Genomic DNA, 22895 nt, shown 5'->3' on the forward strand with positions numbered 1-22895 from the left:
GGGGCGCTCCCCCGGACGACGTCGCCCCGGCGCCGATCCCCTTGCTCGAGCCGCGCGAGGGCATTCCCCCGGTGGTGACGACCGACGACGCCCTGGCCGGGGTGATCGCGGCCTTCGCCGCGGGCACCGGCCCCGTCGCCGTCGACGCCGAACGCGCCTCCGGCTACCGCTACGGGCAGCGCGCCTACCTGGTGCAGCTGCGCCGCGAGGGTGCGGGCAGTGCGCTGATCGACCCGGTCGGCTGCCCGGATCTGTCCGGTCTGGGCGAGGCCCTGACCGGCACCGAGTGGATCCTGCACGCCGCGACGCAGGACCTGCCGTGCCTGCGCGACATAGGCATGACCCCGACCTCGCTCTTCGACACGGAGCTCGCGGGGCGGCTGGCGGGGTTCCCGCGGGTCGGTCTCGGCGCCATCGTGGAGAACGTCCTCGGTTACGCGCTGGAGAAGGGCCACTCCGCGGTGGACTGGTCCACCCGCCCGCTGCCCGAACCCTGGCTGCGCTACGCCGCGCTCGACGTCGAGCTGCTCGTGGACCTGCGCGACGCCCTGGAGAAGGAGCTGGACCGGCAGGGCAAGCTGGAGTGGGCGCTGGAGGAGTTCGACGCCATCGCCTCCGCGCCGCCCGCTCCGCCACGCAAGGACCCCTGGCGCAGGACGTCCGGCATGCACAAGGTGCGCCGCCGCCGTCAGATCGCCGTCGTCCGGGAGCTCTGGACGGCCCGTGACCAGGTCGCACAGCGCCGTGACGTCTCGCCCGGCAAGGTCCTCGGCGACGCCGCGATCATCGAGGCGGCCCTGGCGCTGCCGGCGAACGTACAGGCGCTGACCGCGCTGCCCGGCTTCGGCCACCGCATGGGGCGCCGTCAGCTGGAGCAGTGGCAGGCGGCCGTCGACCGGGCGAAGGCCCTGCCCGAGGCCGAGCTCCCGCAGCCCGGACAGCAGCCGGCGGGCCCGCCGCCGCCGCGCGCCTGGGCGGACAAGGACCCGGCCGCCGCCGCCCGCCTGTCGGCGGCACGCTCGGCGGTCTCGGAGCTGGCCGAGCGGCTGCACCTGCCGCAGGAGAACCTGATCACCCCCGACACGGTGCGCCGGGTCTGCTGGGAGCCGCCCAAGCTCCTGACCCCGGACGCCGTGGAGGATGCCCTCGCCGCCCACGGCGCCCGCCGCTGGCAGATCGAACAGGTCGCCCCGCTGCTCCTGCACGCCCTGGCCGCCCACGCCTGACCGCGCCGCGGGCGTACCCACGCGCACCATCGCACGCCCCGGCCGATCCGGCCGGGGCGCAGGTGTCTCCAGGGGGCCGGGCTCGGCCCCGGGGCCCCGGACGTCCGGCGGGGCCCCGGGGCCGAGTCCGCCCGCCAGGACCCGCCCGCCCGGACCGTGCGACTGCCGCGTCCACCGGCGAGGATCGAAATCACGCCAGTTCCCGCGCCCCCGCGCCCCCCGTCAGGCGGCCCGGAGCGTGTGACCTTCACCGCTCCCGCCGTGGGGGGTGGGCAGTCTGGTTACCCGCAAGTAGCATGAGGGGCGCGGCGCGCTCACCGGCGTGGTCCGCAGCAGTGCCATCCCGCACCCTGGAGGAGAGCCACCGTGCCTCGTACCATCCGGGACGTCGTCTTCGTCGACGGCGTCCGCACCCCGTTCGGCAAAGCGGGCCCGAAGGGCATCTACCACGAGACCCGCGCCGACGATCTCGTCGTGAAGGCCATCCGGGAGCTGCTGCGCCGCAACCCGGACCTGGACCCCGCGAAGATCGACGAGGTCGCCATCGCCGCGACCACGCAGATCGGCGACCAGGGCCTCACCCTCGGACGCACGGCCGGGATCCTGGCCGGTCTGCCGCAGTCGGTGCCCGGCTACTCCATCGACCGCATGTGCGCGGGCGCCCTGACCGCCGTCACCTCGACGGCCGGTTCCATCGCCTTCGGTGCGTACGACGTCGTCATCGCCGGCGGTGTCGAGCACATGGGCCGCCACCCGATGGGCGAGGGCGTGGACCCGAACCCGCGCTTCGTGTCGGAGAAGCTGGTCGACGAGTCCGCCCTCTTCATGGGCATGACCGCGGAGAACCTGCACGACCGCTACCCCACGATCACCAAGCGGCGTGCCGACGAGTACGCGGTCCGCTCGCAGGAGAAGGCCGCCAAGGCGTACGCCGGCGGCAAGATCCAGCAGGACCTGGTGCCGGTCTCCGTGCGCCGCACCAACGCCGAGGCGGGGGAGACCGGCTGGGGCCTGGTCACCGCCGACGAGCCGATGCGCCCGGGCACCACGCTGGAGTCGCTGGCCGGTCTGAAGACCCCGTTCCGCGCCCACGGCCGCGTGACGGCCGGTAACGCCGCCGGGCTCAACGACGGCGCCACCGCCTCGCTCCTCGCGTCCGAGGACACCGCCCGCGAGCTGGGCCTCCCGGTCCGGATGCGCCTCGTGTCGTACGCCTTCGCGGGCGTCGAGCCGGAGGTCATGGGCTACGGCCCGATCCCGGCGACGGAGAAGGCGCTGGCCAAGGCCGGCCTCTCCATCGACGACATCGGCCTCTTCGAGATCAACGAGGCCTTCGCCGTCCAGGTGCTGGCCTTCCTGGAGCACTACGGCATCGCCGACGACGACGCGCGCGTGAACCAGTACGGCGGCGCGATCGCCTACGGCCACCCGCTCGCCTCCTCCGGCGTCCGACTGATGACCCAGCTGGCCCGCCAGTTCGAGGAGCAGCCGGAGGTCCGCTACGGCCTGACGACGATGTGCGTCGGCTTCGGCATGGGCGCCACGGTCGTCTGGGAGAACCCGCACTTCGAGAACGCAGCCGGAGGCAGCAAGTGAGCAGCACCACCACCGAGCTTCTGAAGGGCGCGGCCGAGCTGTTCCCCGGCGAGGTCGTCACCCAGGCCCACGTACGCCACCTCGACCTGCCCGGCGGCGCGGGACGCTTCGCGCTCATCACGCTGGACAACGGCTTCGACCACACCAAGCCGACGACCATCGGCCCGCAGTCGCTGGCGAACCTGAACGCCGCCGTCGACCAGGTCGAGAAGGAGGCCGCCGAGGGCACGATCGTCGGCGTCGGCGTCACCGGCAAGCCGTTCATCTTCGCGGTCGGCGCCGACCTCAAGGGTGTCGAGCTCCTCAAGGACCACAGGGACGCGCTGGCCATCGGCAAGGGCGGCCACGACGTCTTCCGCCGCCTCTCCGGCCTGGCCGTCCCCACCTTCGCGTACTACAACGGCGCGGCCATGGGCGGCGGGGTCGAGATCGGGCTGCACTGCTCGTACCGCACCGTGTCCCAGGCGCTGCCGGCCTTCTCGCTGCCCGAGGTGTTCCTCGGCCTGGTCCCGGGCTGGGGAGGCTGCGCGCTGCTCCCCAACCTGATCGGCGCCGACCGCGCCGTCTCGGTGATCATCGAGAACTCGCTCAACCAGAACCGGCAGCTCAAGGGCGCGCAGGTCTTCGAGCTCGGGATCGCCGACGCGATCTTCGAGGGGGCCGACTTCCTGGAGCAGTCGCTCCTGTGGACCGCGTCCGTCCTCAAGGGCGAGATCGCCGTCGAGCGTCCCGAGGTCGACCGCGGTGACGCCTGGGACCAGGCCGTCGCCCGCGGCAGGGCCATCGCCGACGCCAAGGTGCACGGGGCGGCCCCGGCCGCCTACCGCGCGCTGGAGATCATCGCCGCGGCCAAGGACGGCGACCTGAGCGCCGGCTTCGACGCCGAGGACCAGGCACTCGCCGACCTGATCATGGGTGGCGAACTGCGTTCCGGGATCTACTCCTTCAACCTGGTCCAGAAGCGCGCCAAGCGCCCGGCCGGTGCCCCGGACAAGTCCCTGGCGCGTCCGGTCACCAAGGTCGGCGTGGTCGGCGCGGGCCTGATGGCGAGCCAGCTCGCCCTGCTCTTCCTCCGCCGCCTGGAGGTCCCGGTCGTCCTCACGGACATCGACCAGGAGCGTGTCGACAAGGGCGTGGGCTACGTCCGGGCCGAGATCGAGAAGCTGCTCGGCAAGGGCCGTATCAACCAGGACAAGGCCAACCGCCTCAAGGCCCTGGTGTCCGGTGTGCTGGACAAGGCGGAGGGCTTCTCCGACGCCGACTTCATCATCGAGGCCGTCTTCGAGGAGATCGGCGTCAAGCAGCAGGTGTTCGCGGAGGTCGAGGCGGTCGCCCCGGCGCACGCGATCCTCGCCACCAACACCTCCTCCCTCTCGGTCACCGAGATGGCGTCGAAGCTGAAGAACCCCGAGCGGGTCGTCGGCTTCCACTTCTTCAACCCGGTCGCGGTCCTCCCGCTCCTGGAGATCGTCCGCGGCGAGCGGACCGACGACGCCTCGCTGGCCACGGCCTTCGGCGTCGCCCGCAAGCTGAAGAAGACCGCGGTGCTGGTGAAGGACGCCCCGGCGTTCGTCGTCAACCGCATCCTCACCCGCTTCATGGGCGAGATCCAGAACATCATCGACGAGGGCACCCCGGTCGAGACGGCCGAGAAGGCCATCGAGCCCCTCGGCCTGCCGATGTCCCCGCTGGTGCTGCTGGAACTGGTCGGCCCGGCCATCGGCCTGCACGTCTCGGAGACCCTGCACCGCGCCTTCCCGGAGCGCTTCACGGTCTCGGGTAACCTCGCGGCCGTGGTCAAGGCGGGCAAGCGCGGCTTCTACGTCTACGACTCCGGCAAGCCGGAGCTGGACCCGGAGGTCGCGGCCCTCCTCGAGCAGGGCGACACCGTCCTGACGGAGGACCAGGTCCGCGACCGCGTCCTCGACGCGGTGGCGCAGGAGATCGGCCTGATGCTGGACGAGGGCGTCGTCGCCGAGGCCCAGGACATCGACCTCTGCCTGATCACCGGCGCGGGCTGGCCCTTCCACCTGGGCGGTATCACGCCGTACCTGGACCGCGAGGGCGTCTCCGAGCGCGTCAACGGCAAGCGGTTCCTGGAGCAGGGCGTGGCGAGCGTTCCCGCGTGACGTGAATGACGCGGAGGACGGGCCGTACGGGATCATCTCCGTGCGGCCCGTCCGTATGCGGGGCCGAGGACGGGGCAGGGACACCGGATGACGGGGCACGGCGCCGGGACGGCGGTCAGGGGCCCGGCGGTGGCGCGCCGGCTGGGGTGGTTGCTGGGCACGGTCTGTGCCCTGGCCCTGCTGGGGCCTTCCGCTCCGTCGCGCGGCGCGGGACCGCTCGGGGAGACCGGGTGGCTCCGGATCGCCACCTGGAACATGTGCGGCGTCCGGCAGTGGAACTGCCAGGACACGGGGGACCGGGGCGAGAAGATCCGGGCGCTGAAGCGGCTGGCCGAGGTCGACGACGCGCGGGTGGTCATGCTCCAGGAGGTCTGCTCCGGAGACCTGGAGACCGCGCGGCGGGAGCTGGGGAGGGGATGGCGCAGCGTCTTCCGCCCCTACGCCTACCGCGAGGCCTCGGGTCGCCGTACGGCGGTCGCGTGCGCGGAGGACGGCCAGGGACGGGCAGGCCTCGCGATCCTCGCCGCTTCCCCCCTCACCCGCGTCTCGGTACCGGACGCACAGCAGCCGGCCGTCGGACTGCACCGCGGTATGGTCTGCGCTGCCGTGGCCGCGCCCGAAGTCCGGGTGTGCAACGCACACCTCAGCCTGCCGGGCAGCGATCTCGCGCATCCTGGCTGGGAGTTCCGTGACGACCAGCTGAGGGCGCTGGTGGGGGCCGCCGACGGGCGTACCGTGTTCGGCGGTGACCTGAACAGCGCGCCTCCCGCGAGCGGCGGCGGCAGCCGGATCTGGCCCGACGCCGTCTACGGCCGGTACCGGGAGTGCGACCAGACCTCCCTCGCCTCACGGGAGGGCCGGCCGACCCTGCTCTCCGGTGACAAGGTGGACTACCTCTTCACCGCCCTGCCAAGGACCGGCTGCTCCCTGCGTACGACCGGGGTGTCGGACCACCGTGCGCTGCTCCTGGGGATCGCCGCCGGCTGACGTCACCGCTCAGTAGCCGAGAACGCGGTGCTGCTCCGGCACCGGTGAGGCTTCGGCGTTTCCCACGCCGAAGGTGACGACGGCCCGCTGGGACTCGTTGCCGACCGGGTCGACCGCATGGCACTCCACGGTGTGCACCCCGTCCACCCAGGACCACCCCGACTCCCACGACCAGCTGCTGTCGGGCGCCACCTGGGCCATCCCCAGCCTCATGCCGTCCTCGACGAACTCCACCCGCACCGCACCGCGGGCGTATCCCATGAGGGCGACGACCGGTCCCGGGACCTGCTGCCCCGGTGCGGGTACCGCGATCACCGGGGCGGGAACACCCTGCACGGCGGTGGACGGCGCCTGCGCGGACACGGCCGTCCGCACCTCCGCGCCCTGCCCCGTGGGGCCGGCCGCCGTACCGTGTCCGGCGGTACCCGCGTCCGCCGCCGTCACGGTGAAGGTGGCTTCGGCCCGCTGGGAGTGGTAGCCGGCCGCGTCCACCCCGAGGACCCGGACGGCGTGCTTGCCGAGGCTCCACGGCCGGCCGAGGTCCCATGACCACGAACCGTCCGGGGCGACGTCGGGCGCTCCGAGGAACTTGCCGTGCTCCCACATGCTGAGCCGCACGGCACCCCGGGCGGAGCCGGTGAACGTCACCGACTGCCCCCGCACCGTCTGTCCGGCACCAGGGGTGAAGATCAGGGGGGCGGCGAAGTCCTCCTGCACCTGTGAGGTCGCCTTGAGGTACGCGTCGATCGAGGAGCGGTCGGCGTCGGGCCTCTCGCCACCGCTGCGGACGAAGCCGTACCTCGGCGCTATGCCGTCGATGAGGAAGTTGACGAGCCCCATCAGCACGGGGAGGTTCCGTCCCGTCACATGGGCGTGGTCCACGATGTGGGGGGAGTCGCTGAAGATGAAGTTGAGGTTCTCGTACCCGCCGAACAGCGCCAGGAAGGGCTCCACCTGGTCCTTGTACTGCTCGTCCTGGGGCGAGGAGAGCAGATAGATGTTCGCGGTCCGGTTCGCTCCCGCGCGCACCAGGCTCGGGATGGCGTCATCGATGATCATGGTGTTGCGCTCCGTGACCTCGCCCATCATGTGCTGTGCGATGGAGGGGTACTGGAGGACGTACGTACCGATGCGGAACTGCGGGACCATGGCCACGATGTTGCGGAAGCCGTACTTCAGGCCGAAGTAGAGAGCGGCGCTGCCGCCCTTGGAGCCGCCCCACATCGTGCACTGGTCACGCGTGAGCCCCAGGGATTCCAGCACGTTCGATATGAGGCCGGCGACCGACTGCTCCAGCCCGAAGTCCATGCCCTTGCACAGGTAGTAGCTGTTCTTGCCGTGGAACCGGTCGCGGATCCACAGCACGTTCGAGCGGAGGGTGTCGAAGACTCCGTTCGACCATCCGTAGTCACCGGGGACCGAGAAGTTGGCGAACACCACCACGAGGTGCTGATTGCCGTTTCTGGCGTGCGAGAAGCGGTATTCGACGGGATACGGGCCTGAGACGTCGATACCGGTGTGCGTTTCACGGCCTGGGGCTTTGGACACGGCGCGGGGACTCCTCTCTGGGGCCGGGACGTCGTACGCGACGCCTGCCAGGTCCCGGCGGCACAGGCGTCGACGAGCACTCGCGTGCGTTCCGGCAGGACTCAGGCATGCTTCACCGAGAACGAGAGGTCGTTGTCGTCGGTGATGTAGGCGACGGTCCGGTGGGCGACGCCCAGGTCCGTCCGGTCGACCGAGGACGGGAACCGGTCGGTGTGCTTGCGGCGGATGATGTCGCCGCCTATGCGCCCGACCCGCGCCGCCGGGACCCCCGCCCCGACCGAGATCCACAGGTCCCACAGGTCCGTGGCGCCGATACGGCGGGCCAGGAACTCCCGGTGCGGGACGGCGAACACGATGCCGCCGCCACCGGCCGGCTGGACCGGGACCGCGAACTCCACGGTGGCGTCGCTCCGGTGGCGCAGCACTGCCTGCGGCACGGCTCCGGGGGGCGGCGGCTGCGGAAGCAGCAGGTGCGCGAGGACACGGGTGCTTCCGGCCTCGACCGCCACCTGCTCGATCTCCGCGTGGGCGGCCCGGTACCACGTGCGCAGGGCGATGAAGTCGTCGATCGTGCGGTACGGGATGGCTGAGGAAACCCCCTGCGGGTCGAGCCAGGGGGCCTGGCCGCTGAGGTGCTGGGTCTCCACCCCCTCGGCCACGATCCGTTCGTCCGTCCCCTCCGGGGAGAGCAGCCTGAAGTCCCAGACTCCCTCGTGCGGGCGCAGCAGGCGGGGGTCGATCATGACCTCGGCCCAGAGCCTCCCCTTGGGGTCCTTGGTCAGGGGGCCGGGGACGACCGGGACGGTACGGAGCTCCGGGCTGTCACGCAGCTTGAGGCCCACCCCGTAACCGGCCGGCACCTCGCCGGTGACCTTGAGCCACAGCCGGAAGAGGCCGCTGGGATCGGCGCTGAGGCGCCCCTGCGGCGACAACCGGGAGACGGGCCGCACGTGCTGCCGGACCCGGCTGACGAGCAACCGGTCGAAGAGCTCCTCGTAGCGCTGGGCGATGACCTCGGGTGCGAAGCGGTACGAGTTCTGCCGGGCGGCCTCGCTCATCCGCAGACGCAGTTCGTCGTCGTTCATGACGGCGAGCAGCGCCTGGGCCACCGCGTCCGGATCACCGGGAGGCGCCAGATAACCGTCGATCCCGTGCTGGATGATCTCCCGGGGCCCCAGGGGGCAGTCGGTGGCCACGACCGGGAGACCGGCCTGCATGGCCTCGACGATGGTCATGCCGAACGACTCGTTGTCCGAGGTGACGGCCCCGATGTCGCCCTTGGCCCACTCGACCTCCATGGGCGCGTGCGCGCCCATGAGCCGGACGTGGTTGTAGAGACCGCGTTCCATCACGAGTTCGCGCAGGGACGCCTCCTCCTTCCCGGAGCCGTAGATCCTCAGGCTCCAGTCGGGCCGGGTGCGCACGACCTGCTCGAAGGCGCGTATGAGCACGTCGTAGCGCTTGACCTTGACGAGCCGACCGGCCGCGACCACGATCCGCTGGTTGCTCCGGGCGGGCTCCGCGGTGGGGGGTGTCACCGGGTTGGGGATGGACAGGATGCGGGAAGCGGCGTGCGGCAGGACCTGCCGGTAGATCTCCGCGTCGGCGTGGGACACGGTCACGAAGGCGTCCATGTCCGGGATGATCTGGTTCTGCCTCTCCCGCTGCTCGGGGATCTGCGAGTCGTGCGTCAGGTGCTCCTGACCGATCCTCAGGTAGTCCCGCTCACCGAAGTGCGACAGGTACATGAGCAGGACCGGCCGGGTGGCCACGACCGCCTCCGCGGTGGTCCGATCCAGGTACTGGCCTATCCGCTGGTCCGAGAGCGCGTTGTACAACTGGGAGAAGGAGGGGCTGCGGGGGCTCACCACGGAGGGCTGCCGGGACAGGGGGTGGTCCTTGTCCGCGCTGCCGGCCCGTATGTCGATCAGAGGAGTCAGCCTCACCCCTGGTTCGACGTTGCCCTGCGGAGTGTCACGGGTGCGGAAGATGGAGACGACCTCGACCTCGTGACGCCTTGCCAGGGCGCCGGCGAGGTTGAGGGTGGCGCTCACCGTGCCACCGATCCCGTAGGCGTCGTGGAGCAGAAAGGCGATCTTCACAGTCGTCGGTCTCCGAGGTCAGGCGGCGTCTGCCGCTGAGGAGGCGGGTCGGGGGCGTCGGAGCGCCGCGCGGGGCGGCCTTCGCGTCACACGATCACTCCCTCGTGGACACGGCGGTCGGTGAGGACCTGTGCGGCTCGCTGGCCCGGGAACACGGACCTGATCTGCGGGTGGGGCTGGGTCTCCGTCCGCGCCAGGGACTGATGGTGCGGCCCGGCCTCGTGATCAGGCTCCTGGTAGGTCGCCTGGGACCGGACGTCGTGGACGGGCTCCTGGTAGGTCGCCTGCGACCATGCCTCGTGGACGGGCTCCTGGTAGGTCGCCTGCGGCAGCATGGCCCGCATCGGCGTGCGGTTGTGCACGGCGTCCCGCGTGACGGCCGGCGCCTGCGCACTGCCGGGGTCGAGGTCTCCGCCGGCCACCAGGATGCGGTCCGCCAGTCGCGCCGAGGCGTACCCGTCGTCGAGGTCGCAGAACTCGTCCTGGAACCACCGGTAGCGGTCGGCGTACATCGCCTGGATGCGGTCGATGTCGCGTATCGCCGAGACGAGTTGCTCGGACTCGTACAGCAGGGGGCCGGGAGCGCTGCTCTCGAAGTCGAAGTAGAAGCCCCGCAGGGTGTCGCGGTAGTGGTCCAGGTCGTAGGTGAAGAACAGGATCGGGCGGCCCGTGTTGACGTGGTCGAACATCAGTGACGAGTAGTCGGTGATCATCACGTCGGTGATCAGGGACAGCTCCGCCATGTCCGGGTAGTCGGAGACGTCGAAGACGAAGCCGTCGCCGGCTCCGGGGACGGGGTCCACCACGTTCGGGTGCCGGCGCACCATCAGGACGTGGTCCCGGCCGAGTCTGGCCCGGGCGTCCTCCAGATCGATACGGAAGTCGAACTTGTACTTCCCGGGCGCGTAGAAATGGTCGTCGCGCCAGGTCGGGGCGTACATGACGACGCGCTTCCCCGGGGGCAGGCCGATGCGCTGCCTGATCTCGGCGGCACGTCGCTCCATTCCGGGGCGGCGCAGGATGTCGTTGCGGGGATAGCCGCACTCGACCATCTCCCCGGGGAACTGGAAGGCCCGCTTGAGGATCGGGGTGGAGAAGCTGTTGGGGGACACGAGCATGTCCCAGTTCTGCACCTCCTTCGCGACCCGCTCCAGGTAGCGCTGGTCGGCGAAGTGCACGGCTTCGATGTCGTGGCCGATCTTCTTGAGCGGGGTGCCGTGCCAGGTCTGCACGACGACCTGCTCGGGGCGCTTGACGAACCAGTCGGGGAGGTGGTTGTTGGCCACGACGTAGCGGGAGGTCGCCAGGGCTTCGTACCACTCCTGCGACCACATGCGCACGGGGCGGGCCGTCGGCGGTACCTGGACCTGGTCGTCGCGCACGACCCAGAGGTGTTCCAGGGCGGCTCCACGGCGGACCAGCTCCTCGTGGACCGCTCGTGGGCTGTCCGAGAACTGCGTGCCCTTGAAGGCGTCGAAGAGGACGGCCGGCCTGATCGGCTCACGGCGGGCCTGAGGGTAGTCCCTGGTACGCAGCAGCTTCTGCCGGTACGGCCCCCGGGCGTTCTCGGCCATCGCGGAGCGCACGAGCAGCGACAGCCGGTCGTACGCCTCGGCCTGGAGCTCGTATCCCCGGCCGCCTGCCTCGATCTCCTGCGGGAAGGTGCTGATGAGGCTCTGCTGGATCTTCATCATCAGGTCGGTCAGGCGCTGGTCCGGTGCCACCTCGGACGGGTCCTGGCGGCGCAGGAAGAAGTCCCACCGTCCGGCGGCGAGCGGGATGGCGCCGGCGAGGGTGCTCATCGCCGCGGGCGTGACCACGCAGCGGAAGACGTGCCCGTCCCACTCGATGGGCACGGCACGCTCGGCGCCGTGCGCGCGCGACCTGACCACCACGTGGGCCGCGATCCTGTCCGCGGGTGCCAGCAGATCCGCACAGGAGTAACGGCCGACGAGTTCGAGCGAACCGTCCTCGCGCCAGCAGTGGTCGGTCACCAGCGGCAGCGCGGCGCGCTCGAAGAGGACCACGTAGCCGGATCCGTTGCGGTGGACGACGATCTCCCGGTCGCCCTCCTCCGTCTGGAGGCCCGCGGGCATCCGGTAGTGGCCGTCGTCGGTGTCCTCGGCCATCACGGGGTACAGCGGCGTCTTGCGGCCCTCCACGTGCACCGTCGTCTTCCAGCCGTTGCTTCCCATGGTCCATGCCTGCGGTACGGACCCGTCGCCGGACCCGCGCGAGCCCGGCACCACGGTGCTCAGCGGGATCCGCGCGACGAAGGTGCACCACCCCTCGCCACCGGGCTGGAAGGACATCCAGGCGTCGTGCCGTCCGGCGCCGTTCATGCTCGTGACCCGGACCTTGCCCCACTCCGGGACCTTGGGCCCGAGGTACACGCCTCCGAGTTCGAGGTGCTGGCCCGTCACACGGTGGCGGGTGATGCGGCACCGGACCCGCTCGACACGGATCTTCAGGCCGCCCTGGACGAACAGCGGCACGATGCGCGTGTTCCTGTCGACGTAACGGGCCGGCGGGTTGGCGGCCGAACCCGCCCCTCCGCGTCCGATGCTCTTGTAGCGGAAGAGCCCACGGCTGAAGACCCCGGCCGCGACGTCCCACGTTCCCTCGACCCACTCCCCCTTCTTCTTGAGGCGCGTGGTGTCGAAACGGCTCTCGAACCCGGCCCAGTCGTAGCAGTAGCGGTTCTGGTTCGAGTACTCGGTGGCCTGCGGGTAGAAGGTGGTCTTCGCCAGGTTGACGAGCGTGCCGCCCGTCTTCTTGTTCCGCAGGGCCAGCATCTTGGTGGACATGTGCCGCTTGTGCACGTTGATGAAGCGCACGTAGGCCGAACCTGTCAGGGTCAGCCACTCCCCCGTCCACCGCGCCTCGGTGAGGGAACTGAACGGGGACAGTTCCTTGTCGAGCCGGTAGTCACGCTTGTAGAGGCCGGTGTCCCGGTTCCCCAGGTGGGGGTAGTTCAGGTACCGGCGGAACCTCCTGCGGACCGGCAGCGGGCCGCCCTTGCGCTCGAACTCCAGGACGTCCATGAGCTCGTCGAGGCGGCCCTGGTGGACCAGGAGCCACTTCACGCGGGCGTCGGCGGGGAGTTCCTCGATGATGTCGTCGTCCGCCTCGGACAGGAACTCCTGGGCCGAGTACATGAACGCGTCCCGGTACTCCTCGTCCGCGTCGGGGAGCACCTTGAGGTGGAGCATCAGGTCCGACTTCAGGCAGGCGAGATCGTACTTGCGCTTGTGGTCCCGGAACGAGCGTGAGCGGTGCTGGCCGAGGAAGCGGCTCACGGACTGCACCGCCGCGACGCGGTCCTGGAGGTTGCTGAGTTCGGTGTGCCGCTGGGTGATCGAGGGGGCGGCCCCGCCGTCCCGCCTGCGCCAGAAGTAGACGATGTCGCTGATGACGTCGACCTTGGCCGCCTTGAAGTGGGCGAACATGTTGACCCAGGAGTCCTCGTAGAGGACGCCTTCGGGGAACTGGATGAAGTGGTAGTCCCAGAAGCTCCGCCGGAACACCTTGTTCCAGACGGTGCGGTCGTAGATCAGCGCCTCGAAGCGGGTGATGTGGGTCCCCTTGCGGTCCCGCTGCATCGGTCCCTTGTGCAGGGGCGACTGCCACTTCTTCGTGGAGTTCATCATCTGGACGTTTCCCGAAACGAAGTCCGATCCGGATTCCGAGAGCGTCCGGATCAGCAACTCGTAGGCGTACTCGGGAATGACGTCGTCGCCGTCGGCGAACACCAGGAATTCGCCCTCGGGGTGCATGGCACGGAGACCCGTGTTGCGCGCGTGACCCGGACCGTGCGATTCCTGGCGAATCAGCCGGAAGCGTGAGTCGTCGGCACAGAACTGCTCGGCGATCGCTGTCGAGGTGTCCGTCGAACCGTCGTCGACCATGATCACTTCGAAGTCGCGGAACGTCTGCCGCGCGATGGACTCCAGGCACTCCGTGAGGTAGGTCTCAACGTCCTGAAAAGGGACGATGACGCTCAGACGGGGCCTGTCGGCCATAGCTCACACTCCAGTTCGAGGCAGGAGAAAGCCTGCGCCATACCGACTACAACTTCCGCGCACCGACCGGCCTCGAGTCGTCATCGACCCGCGACCGGCCACCCCCCGTCGAGCGCTTGCGGCCCAGCTCTCGAACGTCGCTTCAGTGCCAAATCTTAAGTGAACATTAAAGGATGTCAACGTGGTGATTATGTGCAAGATCGCGCTCAATGCTCGACAGAGACGCGTGACACACGTCATACTGCTCGGCGCACAACCATCCCCGCCGCTCATCGATCGTTCTCGACGGGCCGGAGATGTCTCTCCGGAGCAGGCGGTCCGGCCTTCCGCCCGGCCTGGCGTCAAAAGGTCCGCCACTCCGAGAGCGACAGGCCCGGTTCATCGGTCTGCTGGGCGAACCGCGGGGCCCCGTCCTCACCGACGAGCGCGATGACGAGTCTGCCGAAGGCGTCCTGCGCGAGCGCGGGGGCGGCGACACACCGCACGCCCGTGTCGGACCACCACATGCCGTTGCCCTCGTCCTCGGTGACGCACACTCCCACCACGGCGGTTCCCTCGGCTCCCTGGTGGGCCAGCACCGTGCAGTCGTAGCCGTCCAGGAACGCCCGGGCGGCGGCGTGGGGGCCTTCGCCCGGGGCGCCGCCGAGAGCCATGGGCCACCCGCCCGCCCGGTAGGCCACCACTCCGCGGCCCCCCTGGTCGGTCCAGTAGAACGTGGGCCGGTCCGGGCCGGTCTCCAGGACGGCCAGCGTGCCCGGCGCGACCGCCAGACGTGACGGCCGGCCGTCTCCCAGCCCCCCGCCCGGCTCCCGCTGGAACCAGTGCAGCGTCCCTTCGGTAGTGGTGGCGAAGAGCTCCATGCGCCCGGAGGACAGGGCGATGGCCGCGAGGGGGCCCTCGATGCCGTCGACGCCCTTGCGATCCTCCCAGCCGCGCCACTTGCCGTCGCTCTGCTCGCGCCGCAGACTCAGGCCGCCGTCCGCGGTGCGGACGAAGATGTGCACCATGCGCGAAGCCGCCACCACGACCACGGGCCGGCCGAGCCGGCTCCCCTGCTCGGCGTCCTTGTGCGGGTTGCCCAGCGAACGCCACTGGGTGACCGGCCGCCCCGACTGGTACTGGATGGCGTACACGACGTCGACGGCGGCCCGCCGGTCGGCGTTCCCACGCTCACGGCGCCCGACGAAGTGGACGTACGCGCTGTCGTCCTGGGTGACGGACAGATCCGTGAGACCCGGCACAGGTATGAGCTCGGGGTCTCCCCAGTCGAGTCGCCCGGGCCGGCTTTCGGTCCAGCGCCGGAGGCCCCCCTCCGCGGACGCGTACGCCGTCAGGCGCCCTTCCCTGCCCCGGGTGAGCCAGATGCCCTGCAGCACTCCTGCGCCGGGAGCGACCTTCGAGGTCGCGCGGGCACCTTGTCCGAGCATTTTCCGCAGTCACCTCTCCAGGCGTCCGGCGCATCGCGCATGATTTCGAATCTGGCCCATCCTAGACCCTCACATGAGAGAGTTTTGAGTGGCCGAAGCGCGACGGCCCACCGCTCGCGGCTCGTCCCGTGGAAGCGCGACGTGGCGTGAGCCGGGCCCCACAGCGCTCGTACAGGCGCACGACGGACTGTCTATAGTGCTACCCACACCGAAGTCGGACCGGTTCCTCCCCCCACCCGAGTCCAACCCGCCCCACAGCCCTACCGGGCCGCGAGAACAAGGGACTCGAACAGGATGAGCAACGACGTCATGCCTCCGGGCGGGCGCGCCTCACGCCGGAGTGGATCCTCCGCGCGGGGCCGCAGGAACAAGCCCAAGCGCCGCCGCGGCCTCAAGATCACGCTCGGGGTCCTGCTCGTGCTGCTGCTCGCGGGCGGCGGCACCGCGTACTGGATGTACCAGGACCTCGACGGCAACATCAAGGGCGTCGACATCGACAAGGCGCTCGGTGAGGACCGCCCGGAGAAGCTGCCCACCACCGGCCAGAACCTGCTCGTGCTCGGCTCCGACTCGCGTGCGGGAGCGGAGAACAAGGAGCTGGGCGGGGGCGCCGACGTCGGCGGGGCGCGGTCCGACACCACGATGGTGGTGCACATACCCGAGGGCCGGTCCGAGGCCGTCGCCGTGTCCATCCCGCGCGACACCCTGGTGACCCGGCCGGTGTGCACGAAGGCCGACGGCACGGAGCTGCCCGAGAAGAAGCGGGAGATGTTCAACGCCGTCTACTCGCTCGCCGGCCCCGCCTGCGTGGTCAAGACCGTGGAGAAGATGTCCGGGGTCCGGATCGACCACTACCTGGAGATCAACTTCGCCGGGTTCAAGGACCTGGTCGACGCCATAGGCGGAGTGACCGTCGACGTCGAGGAGCCCATCCACGACAAGGCGTCCGGGCTCGACCTGACGGCGGGTGAGCACAAGCTGAACGGCACCGAGTCCCTCGCCTACGTGCGCACCCGGCACGGCGTCGGCGACGGCAGCGACCTGGGCCGCATCGGGCTGCAGCAGCAGTTCCTGCTGGCGTTGCTGAAGGAGGTCAAGTCCCAGGACCTGCTGGGCAGTCCCACGACCACGTACAAGATCGCGAACTCCGCCACCAAGTCGCTCACCACCGACGAGGGGCTCGCGTCCCTCACCTCGCTCAGCGAGTTCGCCCGCTCGATGAACGGCGTCGATCCCTCCACCATGGAGACGATCATGCTTCCGGTGGCGTACGACACGATCGACCCGAACCGCGTGGTGGCCGCCGACCCCCAGGCCGGCGCGCTGTGGAAGGCGATCCGGACGGACGGCACGATCCCGGAGTCGGCGAAGAAGTCCCCCGCCACCGGCGGCTGATCCCTGTGTCACCCTGCGGGGGTGACGAACGAACAGGGCCTGGTCGTGGTGGACGCGGCGAACGTCGTCGGGTCGGTGCCGGACGGCTGGTGGCGGGACCGGCGGGGAGCGGCCGAGAGGCTGCGGGACTCGCTGGTCCCCTTCGCCTCGGCCGGCCTCCCCGGGCTCCCCGGACCGCTGGAGATCGTGCTCGTCGTCGAGGGCGCGGCCGCGGGGGCCGGCTCCGTCCCGGGGGTGCGGGTGGAGGCCGCCCCGGGTGAGGGCGACGACCTCGTCGTCGAGCTGGTGGCCGCCGGGAGCGGAGCGGGCCGGGACTGCCTCGTCGTCACGGCCGACCGGGGGCTGCGGCGGCGGGTCGAGGCGTACGGGGCCCGGTGCGCGGGCCCTCGCACGGTACGTCCGCTGCCGCCCCGCCCCCGGGACGTGACGTGACGGGTCAGGACGCCTTCGCCATACGGCTGTTGCGGCGCCCGTAGAGGAAGTAGATGACCACGCCGATCACCATCCAGATCCCGAACCGCAACCACGTCTCCGCCGGCAGGTTCAGCATCAGCCAGACCGAGGCGGCCACCGACACGATCGGGAGCAGCGGGACCCACGGGGTGCGGAAGGCACGGTGGAGCTCGGGGCGGGTCCGGCGCAGGACGATGACGCCGAGGGCGACGACCACGAACGCGAAGAGCGTGCCGATGTTCACCAGGGTCGCCAGCTCGTTGATGCTCGTGAAGCCGGCCACGATCGCGATGACCACTCCGAGGAGGATCGTCGGCCGGTACGGGGTGCCGAAGCGCGGGTGCGTGACGGAGAAGAAGCGCGGGAGCAGCCCGTCGCGGCTCATCGCGAAGAACACGCGGGTCTGGCCGAGCAGCAGGATCATGCAGACGGTGGTGAGCCCGACCGCGGCGCCGAAGCTGATGACGCCGGCGTAGAAGGGGTGCCCCACGGCTTTGAACGCGTCGGCGAGCGGGGCGCTGACGGAGAGTTCGGAGTAGTTCTGCATGCCGGTCACGACGATCGACACGGCGACGTAGAGCAGCGTGCAGATCACGAGTGAGGCGAGGATGCCGCGCGGCATGTCCCGCTGCGGGAGCTTCGTCTCCTCGGCCGCGGTGGCCACGACGTCGAAGCCGATGAAGGCGAAGAAGACGATGGACGCGGCGGTGAAGATGCCCATGACGCCGAAGTTCGTCGGCTCGTATCCGAAGATCAGCTGGACCAGCGGTGCGTCCAGGCCCGCGCCGCCGGTCTGTTTCTCGGCCTCGGGGATGAAGGGCGAGTAGTTGGCCGCGTCGATGAAGAAGAGCCCGGCGATGATCACGATGGCGACGACCACCAGCTTGATGGCGACGACGACCGTGGTCACCCGGGCGGACAGCTTCATCCCGAGGACGAGGATGACGGTCAGGATCAGCACCAGGGCGAACGCGAGGATGTCGAAACCGAACCCGCTCGCCACGTCGGGGCCGGAGAGCGCCTCGGGCATCGTCCATCCGATGTTGTCCAGGAGCGAGCGGACGTATCCGGACCAGCCGACGGCCACGACCGCGGTGCCCAGCGCGAACTCCAGCACCAGGTCCCAGCCGATGATCCAGGCGACGAGCTCCCCGAGGGACGCGTAGGAGAAGGTGTACGCCGATCCGGCCACCGGGACGGTCGAGGCGAACTCGGCGTAGCAGAGGGCGGCCAGGGCGCAGACGACACCGGCCGCGACGAAGGCCAGCGCGGTGGCCGGGCCCGCCGTCTCCTTGGCGACCTTTCCCGTGAGGACGAAGATGCCGGTGCCGATGATGACGCCGACCCCGAAGACCGTGAGGTCCAGCGCGGACAGCGACTTCTTCAGGGCGTGTTCCGGCTCTTCGGTATCGCGGATGGACTGTTCGACCGTCTTGGTCCGGAACAGCCCCTTCCCGCTGGGGGGCGTGTCATGCTGCGTGCTCACCGGCGTACCTCCACGCACTCGTCGTGCACGCCATGATTCGGACCCGGGCGCCCCGGGCAGCCCCGGCCCGGCCCGATTTCACGCGAATGGGCCGGTCCGACCACCCGTACAGGGTGGGCGGCCGGCCCAACGGGGAGCGCGGACGGATCAGTCGCGGACGGGCTCCACGGCCCGGCTCTCGTACCGCCCGTCGAGCTTGGCGACGAGGCCCGTCACCTGGCGGGCGATGTCCGGGGCGGTCAGCCCGATCTCCGCCATGACCTCCTTGCGGGAGGCGTGGTCGAGGAAGACCGGCGGGATGCCGAAGTCGCGCAGGGGTACGTCCACGTCGGCGTCACGCAGGGCCTGGGCGATGGCGGAGCCGACGCCGCCCGCCCTGCTGTTGTCCTCGACGGTCACGACGACCCGGTGCCGGGCGGCGAGGGGGGCGAGGGCCTCGTCGACGGGCTTGACCCAGCGGGGGTCGACCACGGTGGTGGAGATGCCCTGGGCGTCCAGCAGGCCGGCGATCTCCAGGCACATCGGGGCGAGCGCCCCGACGGAGACCAGGAGGACGTCGGGCCCGTCCGTGCGCGCCGTGCGCAGGATGTCCATGCCGCCCGCCGTGCCGACGGCCTTGACCGCCGGGCCGACGGCGCCCTTGGAGAAGCGGACGACGGTCGGGGCGTCGTCGACGTCGACTGCCTCGCGGAGCTGGGCGCGGACCTGGTCGGCGTCGCGCGGGGCGGCGATGCGCAGGGTGGGGACGCACTGGAGGATCGACATGTCCCACATGCCGTTGTGCGAGGCGCCGTCCGTGCCGGTGACCCCGGCCCGGTCCAGGACGAAGGTCACGCCGCACTTGTGCAGGGCGACGTCCATGAGGACCTGGTCGAAGGCGCGGTTGAGGAAGGTGGCGTAGACCGCGAAGACGGGGTGGAGCCCGCCGGTGGCCAGACCCGCCGCGGAGACCGCGCCGTGCTGTTCGGCGATCCCGACGTCGTAGATCCGGTCCGGGAAGGCATCCTCGAACTTGCCGAGGCCGACCGGCTGGAGCATGGCGGCCGTGATGGCGACGATGTCCTCGCGCTCGTGGCCGAGCTTGACCATCTCCTCGCCGAAGACGGAGGTCCAGTCGAGTCCGGAGGTGGAGGTGGGCAGGCCGGTGTCGGGGTGGATCTTGCCGACGGCGTGGAAGCGGTCCGCCTCGTCCTGGAGGGCCGGGGTGTAGCCGCGGCCCTTCTCCGTGATGCAGTGGACGATGACGGGGCCGCCGAAGCGCTTGGCCCTCTGGAGCGCCGATTCCAGTGCCTCGATGTCGTGGCCGTCGATCGGGCCGACGTACTTGAGGCCGAGGTCCTCGAACATGCCCTGCGGGGCGATGAAGTCCTTGAGGCCCTTCTTGGCGCCGTGCAGGGTCTCGTAGAGCGGCCTGCCGACGACGGGCGTGCGCTCCAGGAGGTCCTTGCCGCGGGCCAGGAACCGCTCGTAGCCGTCGGTGGTGCGCAGGGTGGCGAGGTGGTTGGCGAGGCCGCCGATGGTGGGCGCGTACGAGCGCTCGTTGTCGTTGACGACGATGACGAGGGGCCGGTCCTTGGCGGCGGCGATGTTGTTCAGCGCCTCCCAGGCCATGCCGCCGGTCAGGGCGCCGTCACCGATGACCGCGACGACGTGGTCGTCCTTCGCCAGGATCTCGTTGGCCTTGGCGAGGCCGTCGGCCCAGCCGAGGACCGTCGAGGCGTGCGAGTTCTCGATGACGTCGTGCGGGGACTCGGCGCGGGAGGGGTATCCGGAGAGCCCGCCCTTGCTCTTGAGCTTCGAGAAGTCCTGCCGGCCGGTGAGCAGCTTGTGCACGTAGCTCTGGTGGCCGGTGTCGAAGAGGACCTTGTCCTGCGGGGACTCGAACACCCGGTGCAGGGCGATGGTCAGCTCGACCACGCCCAGGTTGGGGCCGAGGTGGCCGCCGGTCTTGGACACCGCGTCGACGAGGAAGGTGCGGATCTCCTCGGCGAGCTGGTCCAGCTGCTCGAGGCTGAGCCGGTCCAGGTCGCGCGGTCCCCCGATGCGGGTCAGCAGGTCCACCCGTGCCTCCTTGCGTTTGAGCTGGTCGAGCGTGCCGATCCGATGAGTCTAATGTTCCCCGGACGCCGCCGGTCATCCGGCGGCTCTTTCCGCCACGCCGTCCGGGGGCGGCCGGACGCGCACGTGCCCGGCATCGCGGACGATGCCGGGCACATGTGCGCAGGTGCGGCGGTCAGGCGCGGCCCGCGGTCTTCTGCGTCTTGCGGGTGATGGAGTCGATGACGACCGTGATGAGAAGAACAGCACCGGTGATCATGTAGTTGATCGGTGTGGCGATGCCCTCGAGCGCCAGGCCGTACTGGATCGAGACGATCACCATGACACCGAGCAGCGCGTTCCAGGTGCGGCCCCGGCCGCCGAAGAGGCTGGTGCCGCCGATGACGGCCGCGGCGATGACGTTCATCAGGAGGTCGCCGCCGCCGGAGCCCTGGTTGGCCGCCGCGATCTTGGAGGCCCAGAACAGGCCGCCGATCGCCGCGAACGTGCCGGCGATGGCGAAGACGGAGATCCGGATGGCGGTGACGTTGATGCCGGCCCGGCGGGACGCCTCGACGCTGCCGCCGAGCGCGAAGATCTTCCGGCCGTAGGAGGTGCGGCGCAGGACGAAGTCCGTGCCGACCAGGACGACGAGGAAGAGCACCAGGGCCAGCGGGAGACCGCGGTACTGGTTGAACATGAACGCCGCGCCGAAGGAGAACACGGCGAGGACGACGGTGCGGACCACGATGTCGACGAGCGGACGCGACGGGATGTTCGCGGCCTCACGGCGCCTGGTGTCCAGGAACGCGGAGAGGAAGTAGCCGATCACCGCGACGGCGGCGAGGCCGTAGGCGGCGGCGACGTCCGAGAAGTAGTACGTGGTCAGCTTGCCGACGACGCCGTCGCTGTCCAGGTTGATGGTGCCGGTGTCGCCGAGCAGCTGGAGCATGAAGCCCAGCCAGAACAGCAGACCGGCCAGGGTGACGGCGAAGGCGGGGGCGCCTATCCGTGCGAAGAAGAAGCCGTGGATCGCGCCGATGACCGCGCCGCTGACGATCGCGATGAGGACGGCGAGCCACTCGTTCATGCCGTGCGTGACGCTGAGCACCGCGACCACGGCACCGGAGACACCGCTGACGGAGCCGACCGAGAGGTCGATCTCGCCGAGGAGCAGCACGAAGATGATGCCGACGGCCATCATGCCGGTGGCGACCATCGTCACGGCGATGTCGCTGACGTTCTTCGCCGAGAGGAACTCGGAGTTCAGGCTCTGGAAGACGACGCAGATGATGATCAGGCCGATGACCACGGGGATCGAGCCGAGGTCACCGCCGCGCATCTTGCGCTTGAACTCGGTGAGGTAGCCACCGAGGCCCTGCTCGCGCACGAGGAGGCGGGGGTCGACCGCGGTGTCGGCGCCCTTGGCCGCCTCCGGGTTGACCACTACGGTGGACGTCTTGTCGGTTGTCACTTCTGGGCCTCCGCGTTGCGCGCCGCACGACGGGTCACGGCGTTCTCCGTGGCGCCCGTGATTGCGGAGATGATCTCTTCCTGCGAGGTGGTCTTCACGTCGAAGACCCCGTTGTTCCGGCCCAGCCGGAGCACGGCGACCTTGTCGGCGACGGCCTTCACATCGGCCATGTTGTGGCTGATGAGGATGACCGCGTGGCCCCGCTCGCGCAGCCGCTCGACGAGGTCGAGGACCTGCGCGGTCTGCTCGACGCCGAGGGCGGCGGTGGGCTCGTCGAGGATGACGAGCTGGGGCTCGCCCAGCATCGAGCGGGCGATCGCGACCGTCTGGCGCTGACCGCCGGAGAGCGACGCGATCGGGATGCGGACGCTCGGAATCCGGATCGACAGCGTGCTGAGGAGCTCGCGGGAGCGGCGCTCCATCTCGACCTCGTCGAGGATGCCGAACTTGCGGATCTCCCGGCCGAGGTAGAGGTTGCCGACGACGTCGATGTTGTCGCAGAGCGCGAGGTCCTGGTAGACGGTCGCGATCCCGAGGTTCTGGGCGTCGTGCGGCTTGTTGATCTGTACCGGCCGGCCTTGCCACTCGATGACACCGTCATCGATGGGGTGCACCCCGGCGATCGTCTTGACCAGCGTTGATTTACCGGCGCCGTTGTCACCCACCAGGGCGACCACCTCGCCGGCGTGGACCTCAAGCTCTACGTCGGTGAGCGCCTGGACGGCACCGAATCGCTTGGAGACCCCTCGCAACGCCAACACGGGCGTAGCGGACACGTGAACCATCTCCTTCGCCGCCTGACCCGGCGGGGATGCCGCGCCTGGGGGAAGGCGCGGTGGGTTGAGCAGAAGAATTGAGGAAGAGTCCCGAAGCGTTCCGTCCGGCGCCCCGCCCGGTAGCGGGACAGTTGGTGGGCGGGGCGCCGGACAGGCGTGGGGGGCGTGCGGGCCGCCCGGGAGGGGGGGCGGGCGGCCGGGGGCGTAGGTCAGGCCCGCGGCGGTGCGGGGGGGCGC

General features: G+C 70.3%; 14 protein-coding genes. 6 read left to right on the forward strand and 8 right to left on the reverse strand.

Annotation, left to right across the window (positions count from 1 at the left end):
• From ABZ371_RS11055 to ABZ371_RS11070, 4 genes are all read left to right on the forward strand, one after another.
• Positions 1 to 1226, forward strand: a 1226-nt coding sequence (locus tag ABZ371_RS11055) for an HRDC domain-containing protein (RefSeq protein ID WP_358676654.1), incomplete at its 5' end; no start/stop codon positions are given.
• A 366-nt stretch (positions 1227 to 1592) separates the two neighbouring features.
• Positions 1593 to 2822 (forward strand): acetyl-CoA C-acyltransferase, encoded by a 1230-nt coding sequence (locus ABZ371_RS11060; protein ID WP_358676657.1) that lies wholly within the window; start codon positions 1593 to 1595, stop codon positions 2820 to 2822.
• Positions 2819 to 4951: a 3-hydroxyacyl-CoA dehydrogenase NAD-binding domain-containing protein gene (locus ABZ371_RS11065; RefSeq protein WP_358676660.1), complete on the forward strand. Its 2133-nt coding sequence runs from the start codon at positions 2819 to 2821 to the stop codon at positions 4949 to 4951. The genes ABZ371_RS11060 and ABZ371_RS11065 overlap by 4 nt, the downstream gene beginning before the upstream one ends.
• 87 nt (positions 4952 to 5038) lie before the next feature.
• Positions 5039 to 5938: an endonuclease/exonuclease/phosphatase family protein gene (locus tag ABZ371_RS11070; RefSeq protein WP_358676663.1), complete on the forward strand. Its 900-nt coding sequence runs from the start codon at positions 5039 to 5041 to the stop codon at positions 5936 to 5938.
• Between the two features lie 9 nt (positions 5939 to 5947).
• Here ABZ371_RS11070 and ABZ371_RS11075 read toward each other — a convergent pair whose 3' ends face one another.
• The 4 genes from ABZ371_RS11075 to ABZ371_RS11090 all read right to left on the reverse strand — a co-directional run bounded on the left by ABZ371_RS11075 (position 5948) and on the right by ABZ371_RS11090 (position 15037).
• Positions 5948 to 7486 carry a hypothetical protein gene (locus tag ABZ371_RS11075; protein ID WP_358676666.1) on the reverse strand — a complete coding sequence of 513 codons (1539 nt, stop codon included), beginning with the start codon at positions 7484 to 7486 and terminating at the stop codon, positions 5948 to 5950.
• A gap of 101 nt (positions 7487 to 7587) precedes the next feature.
• Positions 7588 to 9588, reverse strand: a complete 2001-nt coding sequence (locus ABZ371_RS11080) for a glycosyltransferase family 4 protein (RefSeq protein WP_358676669.1) — start codon at positions 9586 to 9588, stop codon at positions 7588 to 7590.
• Positions 9589 to 9674: 86 nt separating this feature from the next.
• Complete coding sequence (locus tag ABZ371_RS11085) at positions 9675 to 13610, reverse strand: bifunctional glycosyltransferase family 2 protein/CDP-glycerol:glycerophosphate glycerophosphotransferase (RefSeq protein ID WP_358676672.1); 3936 nt, start codon at positions 13608 to 13610, stop codon at positions 9675 to 9677.
• 341 nt (positions 13611 to 13951) lie between these two features.
• A complete protein-coding gene (locus ABZ371_RS11090) occupies positions 13952 to 15037 on the reverse strand; it encodes a hypothetical protein (RefSeq protein WP_358676675.1) in 1086 nt (361 codons plus the stop codon).
• A 294-nt stretch (positions 15038 to 15331) separates the two neighbouring features.
• Between ABZ371_RS11090 and ABZ371_RS11095 the strand changes: the two genes are divergently transcribed.
• Positions 15332 to 16432, forward strand: a complete 1101-nt coding sequence (locus tag ABZ371_RS11095; RefSeq protein WP_358676678.1) for an LCP family protein — start codon at positions 15332 to 15334, stop codon at positions 16430 to 16432.
• Between the two features lie 21 nt (positions 16433 to 16453).
• Positions 16454 to 16864 carry an NTP pyrophosphohydrolase gene (locus ABZ371_RS11100; protein WP_358676681.1) on the forward strand — a complete coding sequence of 137 codons (411 nt, stop codon included), beginning with the start codon at positions 16454 to 16456 and terminating at the stop codon, positions 16862 to 16864.
• A gap of 4 nt (positions 16865 to 16868) precedes the next feature.
• Here the strand turns inward: ABZ371_RS11100 and ABZ371_RS11105 are convergent, their stop codons facing one another.
• The 4 genes from ABZ371_RS11105 to ABZ371_RS11120 form a co-directional block, all read right to left on the reverse strand.
• Positions 16869 to 18371, reverse strand: a complete 1503-nt coding sequence (locus ABZ371_RS11105; protein ID WP_358676684.1) for an amino acid permease — start codon at positions 18369 to 18371, stop codon at positions 16869 to 16871.
• Positions 18372 to 18518: 147 nt separating this feature from the next.
• Positions 18519 to 20432: a 1-deoxy-D-xylulose-5-phosphate synthase gene (gene dxs / locus ABZ371_RS11110; protein ID WP_358676687.1), complete on the reverse strand. Its 1914-nt coding sequence runs from the start codon at positions 20430 to 20432 to the stop codon at positions 18519 to 18521.
• Between the two features lie 172 nt (positions 20433 to 20604).
• Positions 20605 to 21882 carry a sugar ABC transporter permease gene (locus ABZ371_RS11115; RefSeq protein WP_358676690.1) on the reverse strand — a complete coding sequence of 426 codons (1278 nt, stop codon included), beginning with the start codon at positions 21880 to 21882 and terminating at the stop codon, positions 20605 to 20607.
• On the reverse strand, positions 21879 to 22667 hold the full coding sequence (locus tag ABZ371_RS11120) for an ATP-binding cassette domain-containing protein (RefSeq protein ID WP_358676693.1): 789 nt from the start codon (positions 22665 to 22667) through the stop codon (positions 21879 to 21881). The genes ABZ371_RS11115 and ABZ371_RS11120 overlap by 4 nt, the downstream gene beginning before the upstream one ends.
• Positions 22668 to 22895: the final 228 nt, after the last annotated feature.

The sequence above is a fragment of the Streptomyces sp. NPDC005899 genome, assembly GCF_040629645.1.
Lineage (GTDB): Bacteria > Actinomycetota > Actinomycetes > Streptomycetales > Streptomycetaceae > Streptomyces.

Excerpts from the sequence above, each read along its gene's own strand:
- ABZ371_RS11070 (WP_358676663.1), top strand. The coding sequence starts at position 5,039 with ATGACGGGGCACGGCGCCGGGACGGCGGTCAGGGGCCCGGCGGTGGCG.
- ABZ371_RS11085 (WP_358676672.1), bottom strand. The coding sequence starts at position 13,610 with ATGGCCGACAGGCCCCGTCTGAGCGTCATCGTCCCTTTTCAGGACGTT.
- ABZ371_RS11090 (WP_358676675.1), bottom strand. The coding sequence starts at position 15,037 with ATGCTCGGACAAGGTGCCCGCGCGACCTCGAAGGTCGCTCCCGGCGCA.
- ABZ371_RS11095 (WP_358676678.1), top strand. The coding sequence starts at position 15,332 with ATGAGCAACGACGTCATGCCTCCGGGCGGGCGCGCCTCACGCCGGAGT.
- ABZ371_RS11120 (WP_358676693.1), bottom strand. The coding sequence starts at position 22,667 with ATGGTTCACGTGTCCGCTACGCCCGTGTTGGCGTTGCGAGGGGTCTCC.